The sequence below is a fragment of the Janthinobacterium sp. LM6 genome (assembly GCF_002002885.1).
Taxonomy (GTDB): Bacteria; Pseudomonadota; Gammaproteobacteria; order Burkholderiales; family Burkholderiaceae_D; genus Janthinobacterium; species Janthinobacterium kumbetense.
On record NZ_CP019510.1, the window covers coordinates 484,365 to 500,413 of the forward strand.

Below are 16,049 nucleotides of genomic sequence, written 5' to 3' on the forward strand. Positions count from 1 at the left end.
TTCCTTATGGGGACGTGCGGATGGAAAAAGATGTTGCTCAGCGACCAAGTATAAACGCATCAAAGCCCCTGCCGGAAAATTTCCTGCGGCTTTATTGCAAAAAACCTGTGCACTATCTTCGTCCAGGTGGCCACGAACGCATGTTATCCACCCGGATCTTCGCCTAATTCAAGGACTCCACCCTATGCTACCCCGTGTCTTTACACCTTGCGCACGATCACGCAGCCGATGGAATAACCGGCGCCGAACGAGCAGATGACGCCGGTGGCGCCCGCCGCCATGTCATCCTGATACTTATGGAAGGCGATGATGGAACCGGCCGACGAGGTGTTGGCGTAGGTGTCGAGGATCACGGGCGCTTCGTTGGCTTGCGCGTCGCGGCCCAGGATCAGGCGCGCGATCAGCAAATTCATGTTCAGGTTCGCCTGGTGCAGCCAGTAGCGGGAGACTTGCGCCACTTCCACGCCGGCCTTGGCCAGGGTCGTCTTGATCATCTCGGCGGCCATCGGGCACACCTCCTTGAACACCTTGCGGCCTTGCTGGCGGAACAGTTTGTCGGCCTTGCCCACGCCGGACTCGTCAAAACGGTTGAGGAAGCCGAAATTGTTGCGGATGGCGTTAGAAAAGCGCGTTTTCAGTTCCGTGCCGATGATCTCGAACTGGTGCGTAGAGACGGCCGTGTCTTTCGCTTCGACGATGATGGCGGTGCAGGCGTCGCCGAAAATGAAATGGCTGTCGCGGTCGCGCCAGTTCAGGTGGCCGCTGGTGATTTCCGGATTCAACACCAGCACGGCGCGCGCCTGGCCGCTTTGCACGGCGGCCACCGCTTGCTGGATGCCGAAGGTGGCGGACGAGCACGCCACGTTCATGTCAAAACCATAACCATCGATGCCGAGCGCATCCTGCACTTCCACGGCCATGGCCGGGTAGGCGCGCTGCATGTTGCTGCAGGCCACCAGCACCATGTCGATGTCGGCCGGCGTGCGGCCCGCGCGCGCCAGGGCGTCTTTGGCGGCGGCAACCGCCATTTCCGCCTGCAAGGACAGTTCGTCATCGCCCCGCTCCGCAATGCGCGAGACCATGCGCGCCGGGTCGAGGATGCCTTCCTTTTCCATCACGAAGCGCGACTTGATGCCGGACGCCTTTTCGATGAAGGCCACGCTCGACAGCTCCAGCGCCGTCACCGTGCCCGCGGCGATCGCACCGGCGTTGTCGGCATTGAATTTTTCCGCGTAGGCATTGAAGCAGGCGACCAGCTCTTCGTTGGAGATCGAAAATGGCGGCGTGTACAGTCCGGTACCGCTGATGACGACTTGTTTCATGGTTAAACTTTCAAATTTGGCAATCGACGTGGCGCCGATAAGTGAAGCAAATTTTACACAAACGGGCTCGACTGTAGAGAGTTTCGTGTTGCGGGGCAGGGGGAAGTGTGGCGGAAGATTGATTTTTGTCGCGTGGACGGCTGACCGGGGGGCATTGCGCCCCCCGCTGTGCTGCTGGCGCTGCTGTTTACTTTTTCTGTTCTTTCTTGACGTCGGCCTGCACCACCACCGGTTCGGCCTTGGCCAGCTGAACCGGCAAGCCCTTCAGGTGGTTCAGCGCCTGGTGCAATTGAAAATCGTCCTGGCTGCCGAATTCCAGCGGCTTGCGGGTCTTTTCCAGGGCGATGATGCGCAATTGCTCTTCCATCTCGTCGTTGACGGGCGCGGCCTTGGCGCTTTCCTTGTCGCGGTCGTTGCTCAGGTGCTTGGTCAGGTCCGCTTCGCGGATGCGCAAGCCGTTGAGGCCGTCGCCGTCCGCATTTTCATCGACCAGCAGGTCGGGCACGATGCCCTTGGCCTGGATCGAGCGGCCGTTCGGCGTGTAGTAGCGGGCCGTCGTCAGCTTGACGGCCGTGTCGGCCGTCAGCTGGCGGATGGTTTGCACGGAACCCTTGCCGAAGGTTTGCGTACCGATGATGGTGGCGCGCTTGTAGTCCTGCAGGGCACCGGCGACGATTTCCGAGGCCGAGGCCGAACCCGTGTTGACGAGCACCACCAGCGGCACTTTTTTGATGGCGGCCGGCAATTTCGCCAGGGCATCGCCTTCCGAGCGGAACGTATAGTATTCGGCGCGGCCGTAGAACACCTGCTTCGAGTCCGGCAGCTGGCCATTCGTCGAGACGATGGCCGCATCCTTCGGCAGGAAGGCGGCCGAGACGCCGATGGCGCCCTGCAGCACGCCGCCCGGATCGTTGCGCAGGTCCAGCACCATGCCCTTCAGGTGCGGGTCTTGCTGGTACAGCGCCGTGATCTGCGCGGCCATGTCGTCGACGGTCGGTTCCTGGAATTGCGACACGCGCAGCCAGGCGTAGCCCGGCTCGACCATCTTCGCCTTCACGCTCTTCTGATGGATTTCCTCGCGCGTGATGGTGAAGGCCAGCGGCTGCGGTTCATCCTTGCGGGCAATGGTCAGCGACACCTTGGTGCCCGGCTCGCCGCGCATGCGCTTGACGTTGTCGTCGAGGCTGACGCCTTTCACGGGCTGGCCGTCGAGGCGGGTAATCAGATCGCCTGCCTTGATGCCGGCGCGGTAGGCGGGCGAATCCTCGATGGGCGAGACGATCTTGATGTAGCCGTCTTCGCTCAGGCCAATTTCAATGCCCAGGCCGACGAACTTGCCTTCCGAGCCTTCGCGCAGTTCGGCGTAGGCTTTCTTGTCCAGGTAGGCGGAATGGGGGTCGAGCGAGGCCACCATGCCGGAAATGGCGTCTTCCAGCAGTTTCTTGTCTTCGACGGGTTCCACGTAATCGGACTTGATCAGGCCAAACACGTCGGCCAGCTGGCGCAGCTCTTCCAGCGGCAGGGGCGGCTCGACGTTTTTTTGCGCCATGGCGGAAAATTGCAGCGACACGGCGACGCCGGCCACCACGCCCAGGCCGATCAAGCCGGTATTTTTGAGTTTGCCCATCATTGCACCTTTGCAGCTAGCGTGTCTTGCACAAGCGCCAGTCCCCGTGGAGCGGCGCTTTGTTGAAAGTATAGACCTGAATCTCTGCCGGCGTGGGCCGGCCGTGGAAAAAGCATGCCTGGGCCCAGTCTACGCGCGAAAACGGGGCGGCCAGCTTGCCATATGTTGCGGTTTTGTATGCGATGTATGGTTAGTCTTGAGGGGAGTAAGCATTTGTAAGAGTCGAAAAAAAGCGTGTGCCGCGGCCCTATAGTGGACTCGCATTCTCGACCCGAAGTGGTTTTGCCTGCGTCTGCGGACGCAGGCTTTTTTTTATCCGCGGGTTCAAGCTCATTTAGACTGGCGCTTCTTCCTTTCCAGCAGATAAAAAAATGTTAACTGATTTGCAGGCACGTGCCGCGCTCACAGCGCTGATTGAAAAGTATCTGCAGGGGCGGGATCCTGATGCCGGCCTGCTGATCGACATCGTTCAGGATCCGTCACGGCAAGTGCCGATTCGGGGTGTGCTCGACGATATCGGACAGTTCAATCACACGCAGTTCACGCAACAGGAGCTGGCGCTGATCGACGACCTGCTGTATCTGTATGGATAAACGTGTGAATATACCTTGAGCCTGGCCGAACTGAGCGGCGATTTCCGGGGTAGTCCGGGGGCAATATTGGCCAAAGGGCATGGTCGCGTGCTACATTCCTGCAGCGCCTGGCGCGGCAGGCTATCCGCCCGAAGCTATCCGCCCGGTCTTTTTGACATGCCCCATAAGGACAATCCGTGAATCGCTATCTCTTGAGCAGTCTGACCCTGACCCTGTTGGCTGCGTTTGCCCATGCCGCCGAACCCGCATCCGCCGTTGCCGCCCCGACCGTGGCCCCAAGCGCCGCACCTGCCGCCGCCGGCGTCGTTTCCGGCATCGATGTGCAGTACATCGACCCCGCCGTGCGCGTGCAGGACGATTTCTTTACCCATTTGAATGGCAAGTGGCTGGCCACGGCCGAGATTCCTGCCGACAAGTCGAGCTGGGGTTCGTTCGCCAAGCTGCGCGATGACACCACGCCACAGTTGCGCGGCATCATCGAAGCCACGCAACAGGACAAGAACAGGAAGGCCGGTTCCGAAGCGCAGAAAATCAGCGACCTGTACGCCAGCTACATGGATGAAGCCAAGCTCGAGGCGCTGGGCACGAAGCCGCTGGCCGGCGAACTGAACCGCATTCGCTCGCTGCGCGACAAGAAGGGCGTGCCTGCCCTGATCGCCCACCTGAGCCAGACGGGCGTGGCCACGCCATACGCCGTCTACGTGGGCCAGGATGCCCGTGCTTCGACGAAATATGCGGCGTATGTGAGCCAGAGCGGCCTGGGCATGCCGGACCGCGACTACTACCTGGAAGCCAAGCAGGCGGGTGTGAAAGAAAAATACCAGGCGCATGTGGAAAAAATGCTGGCCATGGCCGGCGACAAGAACGCCGCCGCCCGCGCCAAGGCGGTCGTTGCCCTGGAAACATCGCTGGCCGAAGTGCAGTGGACCAAGGTCGAGAACCGCGACCCCGTCAAACGCTACAACAAGACCGACATCAACAAGCTGAACGACCTGACCCCGGGCTACGACCTGAAGTCGGGCCTGGCCGCCCTGGGCATCGCCAACAAGGTCGATTACGTCATCGTCAACCAGCCGAGCTACCTGGCCGGCTACGACAAGGTGCTGGCCGCGACCGACCTGGACACCCTGAAAGCGTATTTCGAATGGCAGTTGCTGCGCAGCTACGCCAGCTACCTGTCGAAAAACTTCGTCGACGAGAGCTTTGCCTTCTACGGCACGGTACTCAGCGGCGTGACGGAAAACCAGCCGCGCTGGAAGCGTGGCGTGGGCGCCGTCGAAGGCGTGCTGGGCGAAGCCGTCGGTAAACTGTATGTGGCGCAATATTTCCCGGCAGAACGCAAGGCGCACATGCAGGAACTGGTGAAAAACGTGCTGGCCGCCTACAAGGACAGCATCGACACGCTGGACTGGATGAGCCCTGAAACCAAGAAGGAAGCGCAAGCTAAGCTGGCCAAGTTCACGCCGAAGATCGCGTATCCGAACAAATGGCGCGATTACACGAAGCTGCAAATCGTGCAGGGCGACCTGGTGGGCAACATGATGCGCGCCGCCAACTTCGCTTCCGCGCGCCAGGTGGCCAAGCTCGGTAAACCGATCGACCGCGAAGAGTGGGGCATGACGCCGCAAACGGTGAACGCCTATTACAGCTCGACGATGAATGAAATCGTCTTCCCTGCCTCCATCCTGCAGCCGCCGTTTTTTGACGCCAACGCGGACGACGCCGTCAACTATGGCGCCATCGGCGCCGTCATCGGCCATGAAATCAGCCACGGCTTCGATGACAAGGGCAGCCAGTCCGATGGCGACGGCAACCTGCGCGACTGGTGGACCCCGGCAGACCGCAAGAATTTCGCCGCCAAGGCCGATGCGCTGACCAAGCAATACGACGGCTACAGCCCATTGCCTGGCTACAACGTCAACGGCGCGCTGACCCTGGGCGAAAACATCGCCGACAACTCGGGCGTGGCGATCGCCTATAAAGCCTATAAAATCTCGCTGGGCGGCAAGCCGGCGCCCGTGCTGGACGGCCTGACGGGCGACCAGCGTTTCTACATGGGCTTTGGCCAGGTGTGGCGCAGCAAGATGCGCGAAGCGCAGCAGATCGTGCAGATCAAGACCGACCCCCATTCGCCGGGCCAGTACCGCGCCAACGGCACCATGGTCAACCAGCCAGGTTTTTATGAAGCGTTTGGCGTGAAACCGGGCGACAAGATGTATGTTGCCCCGGAAAACCGCGTGATTATCTGGTAAGCGTAACAAGCTTAAGTCTGTAGTAATAAAGAGACCACTGCGCGTGGTCTCTTTTGCATTTCTGCCAAAGTTCTTTCTCCGCTTTCGGCCGGTATGCTACAGTCAAAAACCGGGCCAGAAGCCCTGGGCCTTCTGACCCTTATGTTTCCACACAATACAATATAGAGGACAACCGTGAATCGTTATTTGTTAAGTGCATTGACCCTGAGTTTGCTGGCCGGCGTGTCCGGCATGGCTGGCGCCGCTGATACGGCCAAGAAAGCCGCCGCCGCTCCCGCCACGGCCGTCGCGGCCGCTGCACTGACCTCCGGCATCGCCGTCGAATACGTCGATCCTGCCGTGCGCGCGCAGGACGACCTGTTCCAGCACCTGAATGGCAAATGGCTGGCGGAAACGGTGATTCCTGCCGACAAGTCGAGCTGGGGCAGCTTTGCCAAGCTGGCTGACGATACGCAAACGCAGCTGCGCGGCATCGTCGAAGGCGCTAGCGCCGACAAGGCCCGCGCGGCCGGTTCGAATGCCCAGAAAATCGGTGATTTCTATAACAGCTTCATGGATGAAGCCAAGCTGGAAAGCCTGGGCCTGACGCCCCTGAACGCGGAGCTGGCGAAGATCGCCGCGCTGCAGGACAAGGCGGAATTGCCGGCCGTCATCGCCCACTTCAGCAAGCTGGGCGTGACCTCGCCTTACGACTTCGGCATCCACCAGGACGCCAAGGATTCCACCAAATACGTGGCGGACATCGTGCAAAGCGGCCTGGGCCTGCCTGACCGCGACTACTACCTGGAAGCAGGCAAGGCCGATACGCGCGCCAAGTACCTGGCCCACGTGGAAAAAATGCTCAGTTTGGCCGGCGATGCGAACGCAGCCGCGAATGCGAAAGCCATCCTCGCGCTGGAAACGGAGCTGGCCAAGGCGCAATGGAGCAATGTGCAGAACCGCGATCCCGTCAAGACCTACAACAAGGTGGAACTGGCGAAACTGGCCAGCGTGGCGCCAGGCTACGACTGGGCCCGCTACCTGAAGGACACGGGCATCGCCGGCAAGGTCAATTACGTGATCGTCAGCCAGCCCAGCTACCTGAAGGGTTTTGCCGAGATCGCCAACAAGATGCCGCTGGACACGTGGAAAGCGTATTTCCAGTGGCACTTGCTGCACGCCAACGCCGGCTACCTGCCGAAAGCGTATGTCGATGAAAACTTCGCGTTTTATGGCACTACCCTGACGGGCGTGACGGAAATGCGTCCGCGCTGGAAACGCGGCGTGGGCGCCGTCGAAGGCGCGCTGGGCGAAGCCGTCGGTCAATTGTACGTGGAGCAATACTTCCCGGCCGAACGCAAGGTGCGCATGGAAGCGCTGGTGAAAAACCTGATGACGGCCTACCAGCAAAGCATCGACAAGCTCGACTGGATGAGCCCTGTCACCAAGAAACAGGCGCAAATCAAGCTGGCCAAGTTCACCACCAAGATCGGCTATCCGAACAAATGGCGCGATTACTCGGGCCTGACGGTGGCGTCGGACGATTTGATCGGCAACATCCAGCGTTCGCACTTGCTCAACTACAACCGCGAATTGAACAAGCTGGGCCAGCCTATCGACCGCGACGAGTGGGGCATGACGCCGCAGACCGTGAATGCTTATTACAACCCGGAACTGAATGAAATCGTCTTCCCGGCCGCCATTTTGCAGGCGCCGTTCTTCGACGCCAACGCGGACGACGCCGTCAACTATGGCGCCATCGGCGGCGTCATCGGCCATGAAATCAGCCACGGCTTCGACGACCAGGGCGCCCAGTACGACGGCGACGGCAACCTGCGCGACTGGTGGACCAAGGCTGACCATAAAAACTTCGCCAAGAAAACCAAGCAACTGGTGGCGCAGTACAACGGCTTCAGCCCCGTCAAGGGCCATTTCGTCAACGGCGAACTGACCCTGGGCGAGAACATCGCCGACAATTCCGGCGTGGCGATCGCGTATAAAGCGTATAAATTGTCGCTGAACGGCAAGAAAGCGCCCGTCATCGACGGTTTCACGGGCGAGCAGCGCTTTTATGCTGGCTTTGCCCAGGTCTGGCGCATGAAGATGCGCGAAGCGCAGCAACTGGTCTTGCTGAAAACGGACCCGCACTCGCCAGGCCAGTTCCGCGCCAACGGCACCATGCGCAACCAGCCCGGCTTCTATCAAGCCTTCGACGTGAAACCGGGCGACAAGATGTATCTGCCGCCAAAAGACCGCGTCATCATGTGGTAAGACGGCTGTTCAAGGCATAAGTTGCCAGCCGCCCCGCGCAAGCCGGGCGGCTTTTTTACGGCCTGATGTAACGCAAACGTCGGGCGAAAAAAAACCGCCCCTGCGGGCGGTTCCTCGATACTGGAGCTACGCTGCTTACTTGGCAGGCTCGGCTGCTGGTGCTGCGGCGCCGTCAGCGGCTGCGGCCGGCGCCGGCACTTCCGGTTCCTTGAACTTGCCGCCCGACGCATTGGCGATGTAGACGACGGCGCGCGCCACTTCCACATCGTCGAGGTCGGGATTGCCGCCCTTGGCCGGCATCGCGCGCAAGCCTTCGATCGCGTGTTTCAGGACCGTATCGTAGCCCTGGGCCAGGCGGGCCGACCAGCTGCCCGCATCGCCAAACTTCGGTGCACCGGCCACGCCGGCGCCATGGCACGCCACGCAGGTTGCCGTGTACACGGCTTCGCCGCTTTGCAGCACTTTCGGACCGCTGGCATCCTTGAAGGTAAAGCCGGCATTGGCCACCGGGCTCAAGCGCTCGGCGATGGCTTCCGGCGACTGGCTGTCCGTACCGGCGCCCGTCAGTTTTTGCGTCGTGACGAACTGCACCAGCAGGATGATGCCGATGACGGTGATGAGGAAGAAGCCAGCTACGGCGGCAAGCAATTGTTTAGGCGTTTTGATCGCTGATTGTTGTTCGTTATGTGCGTCGCTCATGATGTCCTTAGTCCAGATTTGAAACTGATGGCCGTGTAAGGTAGCATTTTTACATGCTTGGATGTAAACCTTTATGAAACCCACAATTATAGGCACAAAAATTGAGCAGTGACATGCAATTGCCAGCGATACGACAGTTTCCGTAGACGTAGGTAAAGAAAAACGGTATCCTTCGCATCACTTCAGAAATTCCCCCTACGCGGCTGTAGCTCAGTGGATAGAGTATTGGCCTCCGAAGCCAAGGGTCGTGGGTTCGATCCCCGCCAGCCGCACCAGCAAATACTAAATTTTCTAGTGTTTTCGTAGAGTTTGGGGAAAATTTTTCCGGTTTTTGGGGAAAATATAACCCCATCCCTTACACGCAACTCCATTACACAGGAGTTGCTATGAAATCCAGTACGAAAAAAGTCGAATCAAACATCTACGTTGAGACCCGCGGTAAGGCCATGCGCTTCGTCGTGGCCGTTTATCCGATCCCCAAGGACTCCGCGACGTTTTCAGACTACGCTAAAGGTCTGTTGTGGGCCCAAGAGCGCCGGGTTGAGTTCTTGAAGCAGAAGGCTGGCGTTCCCGAAGCAAAGTCTCCTCCAGCGCCTGTCTATCTGCTAAGCGCCAATTACCGTCCTGTTGGCGGGGATGCCGCAGTCGACCCGACGGCGATATCGATATCCACCATCCTCAAGTATTTTCAAGAACATGAGCTTGGTAAGCTCGGCGGCAAGGGGCCAGAAGGCTCCAGACTGAAACAGTTACAAGAATGGTTTGGGGGCTACCGTCTAGGCCAGCTCAATTCCCCTGTGGTCTCAGCTTGGCTGACGAAGCGGCGCAGCGGGCTACTCGGCTCCGGAAGAAAGCCGAATCGTTCCAAGCCTACTCAAAGCGAGCAGAGGACAGGACCGCAATCAAAAGTTGGCGCCCCGCCGCCCGAAGGTGCTAGCCTTTGTACAGTGAAAGTGCCGTTGACTAAGCACCAGCGCTACACCTTGAAAAAAAGGGCTAGAACTGTCCCCGATGCCGAAGTTTTTCCGGTGTCTACGCAGACGGTGAGGCACGAACTGATGCTCCTCCGGCGTGCAATTCAAAGCTATTTCACTAACCACCAGCTCATGTTGCCCTACGGGCCTTGGTTGAACACACTCCATATTATGAAAATGAAGCTACCTGAGCAGGCGGCGGCGCGTTCGCGTCGGTTCTCCGACGCTGAAATTCGGGCGATCACGGCTGAACTCTCATCGGACACGCAGAAGACAGCGATACATTTTGCTTTGCTGACGAGTTTGCGGTGCAGCGAGTTGGTGTCTCTACGCTGGGAGGACGTCAAGCTCCATAACCTGACAATCGTCTTGCGGGAACCCGGTCACTTGCAGGCATCGAAGACGAGTGAGCGTGAGGTACCCTTGCTCCCTCTCGCTGTTGAAGTGCTACTTCGCATTGGTGTTAAAGCACAAGGCAAAATTTTCCCACTCTCGGCAACTGGTCTTTCGCAGGCGTGGCGCCGTGCCGCCGACCGCGCTGGCATTTATGATGGACGTCTTCATGACTGTCGACGTGAGGCAATCAGCCGACTCGTCGAGACATGCGGGCTTGGTGTCGAAAAGGTCATCATGTTTTCTGGTCACTCGGATATCACGACATTGCAGAAGCACTACCTTCATTTAGATGCAGGCCGGATTGCGCATGACCTTTCCAAGGTCGAGGGTGCAAGTTTGATGTTACCGAAGATGTAAAGCGTATAAGTTCAGGTTCTACATTGGTTTTACCTCTGTGGAGCCTGAATGAAATACCTTACTAAAGAAGAAGTGGCGGAAGTCCTTCACGTATCCGTCCGTACCGTCACCGCCTATATGAAGCTTGGCCGCCTGCCTGCCGCTTCTCGGTTAGGCAGGCGTCTTCTCTGGCGCGAAGATGCCATCATAGCCTGCATTGAAGCAGCCGCTCGGCAGCCCCTTAGTCCGCGTCTGGCGCCAGGTGCAAAGCCAGGTCGGCCACGAAAGTTTGGCTGAGGATTTGCGGTCGGCACCACGTGTTCGGCACATGGTAGAGAGTGGTCCGATCACTGCCGTTCTTGTTGAGAAGCATGTATATTCTATTCATGTTCCCTCATCAAGGCTCAAGCATGAAGCTTCTACGAGACACGCGTACTCTCCAGACCAAGGCCATCGCATCACTCAAAATTGCCATGGCGGCGTTTAATTCGTTTGAGGAAGAGGGAAGAATCTGCACCACGCTCCTGCATCTTCAGCATGCTTGTGAAATGCTGTTAAAGGGCATTCTGGTCCAACGAGGTGTTAAGGTGTTCGACAAGGATACCGGGATGTCCATCGGCTTTGAGAAATGTATTCGGCTATGTACCCAATCCGCCGGGCTGGGCGCCGGCGAAGCGGGCATTATGCGCGCGGTGGATTCGCTGCGAGACGCGAGTCAGCACTGGTTCATCTTCGTCTCTGAGGACCTGCTGTACATGCATACCAAGGCCTTGGTGACCGCATTTGACGCGTACATGCAGCGAGAACTTGGCACCGACCTTCATAGCCAGATTCCTTCCCGTGTTCTTCCTGTTTCGACGACGCCCCCAGGTGATTTTCTCTTCTTGGTCGACAAAGAGTTCAAGCTGATTAAGGACTTGTTGGCTCCGGGTAAACGGCATCGTGATGAGGCCCAAGCTCGCATTCGATCACTGCTTGCAATGGAGGCAATGGTTGCCGATGAAGTGCAGGTGAGTCAGAAGGATATCGGACGCATCGAGCGAGCTATCAGGGGCGCGGAGACAATCGATGAAGTCTTCCCACGACTGACGACGGTGTCGACTCAGCTTACCGGAGAAGGGGTTACGCTGAAGGTTCACTTCTCTAAAAAAGATGGGGCTCCGGTACGCTTTATTGGCGGTGACGATCCTGGCGCCGCTGCCGCTATCCGTGAGATAGACCTACGAAAAAAGTATCATCTCAGCGCGTCAGCACTTGCCCTAGATACGGGCCTAACGCAGCCGAAAGCGAAGGCGATGCGCTGGAAACTGGGCATAGATGGGGATGATAAGTGCATGCACGTCTTTGAGTTCGGGCAGAGTAAATTCCCCCAGTTCTCAGACAATGCAAGGCAAAAAATCAAGGACGCGCTGGCTGGGGGCATCGACCCTGACGCCACGTGGAAAGAGTATCGCGCTAACGCTTCTGCATGAGCGGGAGTCCAGCAGGTTGAGCGTCACGCGAGTCCTCGCCTTGGACGGACCACCAGTGAGATCTGCTGGCATTGAGGGGCTTGAGATCCGCTGAACTTGTCTAATCTGTTGCCGAATGAAAGTGCGGTGACCAAAGGCCACCGCACTAACGCAGTGATGTATGCCCAACGCAGCTTCAGCGCTGTCCGGCCGTTTTGAATGGGAGGAAGGCCTCGGAATGCGCTTCTGTAAGCGCGGCACCGAGGAGCCTGACAATACCTTTCACTAGCGCATTACCCATCAAATAGCCTCTGCGTCGGGCCGAGATGCCTGGCACCCCTGTAAATCCGCGTGGAAATCCAATCAACGCCTCTAGCTCCTTAGGCGTTAGCCGACGCACCATCCGCTAGTATCTCGGTCGACATGCGTTGTTCGTGACGCTGACCGCCCGCCTCACTCGTGATAATGGTCCTCAATGGTATGTCTAGATGGTCGGGGAACGCTAGCGCACCTTCCGTAAAAGCGTAGGCGAACCAGCACGCGTTTTCGCGTCACGTCGTTGCCCAAGCGCTACCCATGGACGGATGATCCGAGCGGTTTGGGTTCAAGCTGTCGCAAATCGGAATCTTTATATGTTCGCGCGGAACGCGCGAACGCTATACGTACAAGACGCCCGGCCCGCCGGCACCTCCTTGTTTGTGCCGGCTCAACACCTATAGCGGGGTTACCTTTTTCAATGGACATCATATGACCGACCCCATTATTTTCGACCGCAAAGTCGTCCTCATGCAGCGCGCAGCGGATTTCGTCCGAGCTGGCTATCGGCACTGGACCAGCGGCGAAGTGCGCCCCGAGCGGCTGCGCGCGCTCAGCAAAAAATTCGTCCGCCTGTACGGCATCGACCAGACACGCCATCAGCGCGCGTACGCCAAATCGAATGGCGACGGTTGCGCGGTGCTGCTGTTGTATTCGCCGTATGCGGCGCCAATGGCGCCAGATACCGCGATGCACAGGCCGTATCCCGCGCAGTCCGCTCCGCACGCGGCGACCGAGGCACCGCAGTCGCGGCAACCGGCCAAAGATGCGGCGGCGCGCGCCCCGCATTCTGCCCAGCCAGCGCCGCCTGCGGCAAGTGACGGGCAGCATGCGCAGCAACCGGCGCCGTATGCCGCCCCCATCGCGCAGTATGTGACGCCTGCCGCGCCGCATGCGGCGGTCGTGCACTGGATATTGCTTGTCACGCCCGGCGAGCATCTTGCGCACCAGCTGGAGCACTTGCGCGATGCCACGGCGACGGCCGGGCGCATTGTGCTGACCGGCTATGAGCTGGTGCAACTGCCTCGCCCAGGGCAAGAACAGGCGGCTTGGACATGGCGCATGCAAGATGACACTTATCAAGGCTGGCGTCTGCGGCTCATTACCGCAGCGCGTCGCCGCCTGGCTTTGCTCACGGCAGAGGTAGCGCAACTGGCCCGCACGCCCGGATTCGCCGGCTGCCGTGCGCAGTCCAAGAAGCTCATGCAGCTGGCCGCCGGCGAATGGCGCCGCCGTAACGCGGAAGAGCCGCCAATGGTGGTGCCGCGCATGCCATACGTTCAGCGTCTGCCCGACGGTGGGGCACCGCTGTCCTTGTGGCTGCGTCGCTATACGAGACAGACCTAGTGTGCTGTCAACACCGGGGTGGATGCGCCTGCCACTGAATCGTGAACGGGGGCTGCCACCCCCGCTTGCACGAGACCTACGAGCCGGATGGCTCACCCTCCCTTTTGCCAAAAGGGGAGAGACTGCGATAGCTGCATGCGCGTAATGGCGCTGGTGCGGCTGTAACGGGGCGCTGGGGGTTGCAATGCCTCCTTCGACCCCATTCAAACTTCATTGAATTGAAGAAAAGTTCGGGCGACACGGACACGGATACGGGGCGGAAATACCCCGAGGTCCTGGCGATGGGAGTGCAGGTAATCAATCCTGCCCAGGGGGTGCCGGCGACGGTACAACCTGTGACGAGTTGTAGGCTGCTGAGGACGTTGAGAGACGTCAGGGGTGCAAGGGAGAACTGGCGCACCCGGGCGCGTGTGGCGCAAGCCGCAAGCCTCGCTGTATAGCTTAAGCAGACAAGGCATCTCTTGAAGATGCTTTCGGAGTGTGATGCGCGTAGCGGACCGTTGGTCCGCCAAGCCGGTGGCGATGAAATGTATCAGCAGTAAGCGAGCCGTTTTGGAATCTTGGGCCGCCGAAAACCGACAGGTGAGAGGGAAAACCTCAGATAATTTGATGCATGGAGCCAGCGCGCTAAACACCGACCCCGCCGCATAACGTGGGAACCGGCGACTCGGGTACGGGTGGCACCGTGCAGTAACCGAAGCTGGGGGAGACCAGGCAAGTAGCGTTTGAAAGGGGCGGCAGACCGGCTGTTTGTCGAACTGAGTAGCGAAAGCGTGGCGCAGTCGAAGTGGGTTTCACATCGCCGTGGCAGGTGATGCAAGTAGCAATTGATTGTCTGGGTCGTGCTGATCGCACGATTGAGAAGCGGGGATGGCTCCTCGCGGTTCGGACAGGCAGCGGAGCGAGGCTGGCAGGCCAATTTCTGCGTTTTATTAACTGCCCCCGGTGAGAACCGGGGGCTTTTTTCGCACTGTAACCGCGCCTTTACCGCAGCCCTGCCACTTATGAAAGTTTGGCTCTGCTACGGAAGAACACCTCGGGGTACCAGACCTGTCGTGACACGCCGTCCAGCACGTGCGTCGCAGGCGTTTCCTCTGCAACTTCACCGATTTCCGCCGTAGTCCGTCGCTGATCGGGCCGGTAATTAAATACATCCATCATCATCGCGTGACCGATATTCCTGTCCCAGTCGCTACTCAACGAGTGCTTGATGATTAAAAACTGATTGTCGCATACGAGAATGAGATGCAAGCCGCCAACGTTCGCTGTATCTCGACTCTGCTTTATCTTGTCTGCGTTAATGTGAATTTCAAGCGCACCTCCGACCAGTAAAACGGATGTAATTTCTTCCCCGATGTCGCTGGATATATCGTTGACTGGAAAAAGCGGGCTGGTTGCCAGCGACTGAACATCCCTCGTCATGGCATTTGGCAGGCAAAGTATCACCACGGGGCCGTCTTGTATCTGCGCCTGCGGAAACCACTGTGGCAAATCGGTTTGACGCATTTGCGCCACTACCGGCTCGGTGAATGTATTGTACCCGTGGGATGCCAGAATACCTCCCAAATTCGGTTGCAGCTCGGCGTCGATGCAGTGCGCCTCGTCCAGGGTCATTTTCGTCAATAGTGTCGGTGCGTAATAGTTCATCATGTCTTTCGGGTTTAGAGGTTCCCGGCAACTCTTGGCGGATAGTTACGGGTAATCGAAGGCAAATCAAACGTTTTCGATTTGTTTCTCATGCCCAGTAAATAAACTGCGGTTATATGCGCTGCCATTTTTTGACGTTTTACGCCAAAAAACGCCGTATTTATGACCGCACTCACCCAGAAAAATGAGCAAATTCCTCGTGAAAATCGCAGTCGAAATTATTTTGAACTATTTTTCAAGCGTCAATGGTATGACAGCGATCAGAACCAAAGGCAGGGTCTATCACAGGAAATATTTGATGCAATGCCCATCGAACGCCCCGAACTTTTTGTGTGGCCCGACCGGAGGCATAACTGTGGTGCCTACAAGTGGTGGCGACTTCCACCCCCAAGCCCTTTACAGGAGCATCACATGCAAATCCGTAACAGACAAACACCTTCGCTCTTTTTCGGACCACCTACGACCCGTTGACCAAACGTGGCCGCAGCTAACAGCGGGGCACTCTGCCCAAGAACGCCACTTCGGCGCCCAAGGAACTTCTGGCCCGGCTGACCGAACCGAATCGCCGGTAGTTGACGAGTTGGCTGTCATTTCAGCAGAGCATGCACACAGTCCAGGGCCAGTGCGTCGCCGCCGTGACCCTGTGGCAGCAACTGCGAGACTTCGTCGCCTGGTACCGGCGGCAGCCGAAGGGCACCGCCGCGGCTCTGGCTCCAGAGTCCCGGGACAAGTGGAGCGCGGTCCTGGTCGCGATGTCCGCCGCCGGCGCTGGACGCACCCGCCAGCGCATCGCAAGCACCCAGAAAAAGACCCGCCAGATCAGCGGGTCATGAAATAAAG

General features: G+C 58.7%; 12 protein-coding genes and 1 tRNA gene. 9 read left to right on the plus strand and 4 right to left on the minus strand.

All coding sequences use genetic code 11. From position 1 onward, the window contains the following. Nucleotides 1–200: 200 nt before the first annotated feature. Both BZG29_RS02095 and BZG29_RS02100 read right to left on the minus strand, forming a co-directional pair. Nucleotides 201–1,322, minus strand: a complete 1,122-nt coding sequence (locus BZG29_RS02095; RefSeq protein ID WP_077398523.1) for a beta-ketoacyl-ACP synthase III — start codon at nucleotides 1,320–1,322, stop codon at nucleotides 201–203. Nucleotides 1,323–1,509: 187 nt separating this feature from the next. Beyond that, complete coding sequence (locus BZG29_RS02100) at nucleotides 1,510–2,952, minus strand: S41 family peptidase (protein WP_077398525.1); 1,443 nt, start codon at nucleotides 2,950–2,952, stop codon at nucleotides 1,510–1,512. 368 nt (nucleotides 2,953–3,320) lie between these two features. On the opposite strand from BZG29_RS02100, the gene BZG29_RS02105 reads away from it, so the two are divergent. From BZG29_RS02105 to BZG29_RS02115, 3 genes are all read left to right on the plus strand, one after another. Next, on the plus strand, nucleotides 3,321–3,542 hold the full coding sequence (locus BZG29_RS02105; RefSeq protein ID WP_077398527.1) for a hypothetical protein: 222 nt from the start codon (nucleotides 3,321–3,323) through the stop codon (nucleotides 3,540–3,542). Between the two features lie 176 nt (nucleotides 3,543–3,718). After that, nucleotides 3,719–5,794, plus strand: coding sequence for a M13-type metalloendopeptidase (locus BZG29_RS02110; RefSeq protein WP_171984920.1), 2,076 nt, complete (start codon nucleotides 3,719–3,721; stop codon nucleotides 5,792–5,794). Between the two features lie 174 nt (nucleotides 5,795–5,968). Then, a complete protein-coding gene (locus BZG29_RS02115; RefSeq protein WP_077398531.1) occupies nucleotides 5,969–8,044 on the plus strand; it encodes a M13-type metalloendopeptidase in 2,076 nt (691 codons plus the stop codon). A gap of 135 nt (nucleotides 8,045–8,179) precedes the next feature. Here BZG29_RS02115 and BZG29_RS02120 read toward each other — a convergent pair whose 3' ends face one another. After that, nucleotides 8,180–8,743 carry a c-type cytochrome gene (locus BZG29_RS02120; protein WP_077398533.1) on the minus strand — a complete coding sequence of 188 codons (564 nt, stop codon included), beginning with the start codon at nucleotides 8,741–8,743 and terminating at the stop codon, nucleotides 8,180–8,182. A gap of 199 nt (nucleotides 8,744–8,942) precedes the next feature. Between BZG29_RS02120 and BZG29_RS02125 the strand changes: the two genes are divergently transcribed. The 5 genes from BZG29_RS02125 to BZG29_RS02145 all read left to right on the plus strand — a co-directional run bounded on the left by BZG29_RS02125 (nucleotide 8,943) and on the right by BZG29_RS02145 (nucleotide 13,562). Next, nucleotides 8,943–9,018: transfer RNA gene (locus BZG29_RS02125), tRNA-Arg, on the plus strand. A 111-nt stretch (nucleotides 9,019–9,129) separates the two neighbouring features. Then, entirely contained in the window at nucleotides 9,130–10,470 is a 1,341-nt protein-coding gene (locus BZG29_RS02130) for a site-specific integrase (RefSeq protein ID WP_077398535.1), read from the plus strand. A 48-nt stretch (nucleotides 10,471–10,518) separates the two neighbouring features. Further along, on the plus strand, nucleotides 10,519–10,746 hold the full coding sequence (locus tag BZG29_RS28720) for a helix-turn-helix domain-containing protein (RefSeq protein WP_077398537.1): 228 nt from the start codon (nucleotides 10,519–10,521) through the stop codon (nucleotides 10,744–10,746). 74 nt (nucleotides 10,747–10,820) lie between these two features. Beyond that, a complete protein-coding gene (locus BZG29_RS02140) occupies nucleotides 10,821–11,921 on the plus strand; it encodes a hypothetical protein (RefSeq protein ID WP_216350343.1) in 1,101 nt (366 codons plus the stop codon). A 726-nt stretch (nucleotides 11,922–12,647) separates the two neighbouring features. Next, nucleotides 12,648–13,562, plus strand: a complete 915-nt coding sequence (locus tag BZG29_RS02145; protein ID WP_077398539.1) for a hypothetical protein — start codon at nucleotides 12,648–12,650, stop codon at nucleotides 13,560–13,562. A gap of 1,002 nt (nucleotides 13,563–14,564) precedes the next feature. Here the strand turns inward: BZG29_RS02145 and BZG29_RS02155 are convergent. Continuing rightward, nucleotides 14,565–15,212 (minus strand): hypothetical protein, encoded by a 648-nt coding sequence (locus BZG29_RS02155; protein ID WP_150130788.1) that lies wholly within the window; start codon nucleotides 15,210–15,212, stop codon nucleotides 14,565–14,567. A gap of 599 nt (nucleotides 15,213–15,811) precedes the next feature. Between BZG29_RS02155 and BZG29_RS02160 the strand changes: the two genes are divergently transcribed. Next, the gene (locus BZG29_RS02160; protein ID WP_077398545.1) at nucleotides 15,812–16,042 is read left to right on the plus strand and encodes a hypothetical protein; all 231 of its coding nucleotides are present in this window, start codon (nucleotides 15,812–15,814) and stop codon (nucleotides 16,040–16,042) included. Nucleotides 16,043–16,049: the final 7 nt, after the last annotated feature.

Excerpts from the sequence above, each read along its gene's own strand:
- BZG29_RS02095 (WP_077398523.1), bottom strand. The coding sequence starts at position 1,322 with ATGAAACAAGTCGTCATCAGCGGTACCGGACTGTACACGCCGCCATTT.
- BZG29_RS02100 (WP_077398525.1), bottom strand. The coding sequence starts at position 2,952 with ATGATGGGCAAACTCAAAAATACCGGCTTGATCGGCCTGGGCGTGGTG.
- BZG29_RS02105 (WP_077398527.1), top strand. The coding sequence starts at position 3,321 with ATGTTAACTGATTTGCAGGCACGTGCCGCGCTCACAGCGCTGATTGAA.
- BZG29_RS02120 (WP_077398533.1), bottom strand. The coding sequence starts at position 8,743 with ATGAGCGACGCACATAACGAACAACAATCAGCGATCAAAACGCCTAAA.
- BZG29_RS02130 (WP_077398535.1), top strand. The coding sequence starts at position 9,130 with ATGAAATCCAGTACGAAAAAAGTCGAATCAAACATCTACGTTGAGACC.
- BZG29_RS28720 (WP_077398537.1), top strand. The coding sequence starts at position 10,519 with ATGAAATACCTTACTAAAGAAGAAGTGGCGGAAGTCCTTCACGTATCC.
- BZG29_RS02140 (WP_216350343.1), top strand. The coding sequence starts at position 10,821 with ATGTATATTCTATTCATGTTCCCTCATCAAGGCTCAAGCATGAAGCTT.
- BZG29_RS02145 (WP_077398539.1), top strand. The coding sequence starts at position 12,648 with ATGACCGACCCCATTATTTTCGACCGCAAAGTCGTCCTCATGCAGCGC.
- BZG29_RS02155 (WP_150130788.1), bottom strand. The coding sequence starts at position 15,212 with ATGATGAACTATTACGCACCGACACTATTGACGAAAATGACCCTGGAC.
- BZG29_RS02160 (WP_077398545.1), top strand. The coding sequence starts at position 15,812 with ATGCACACAGTCCAGGGCCAGTGCGTCGCCGCCGTGACCCTGTGGCAG.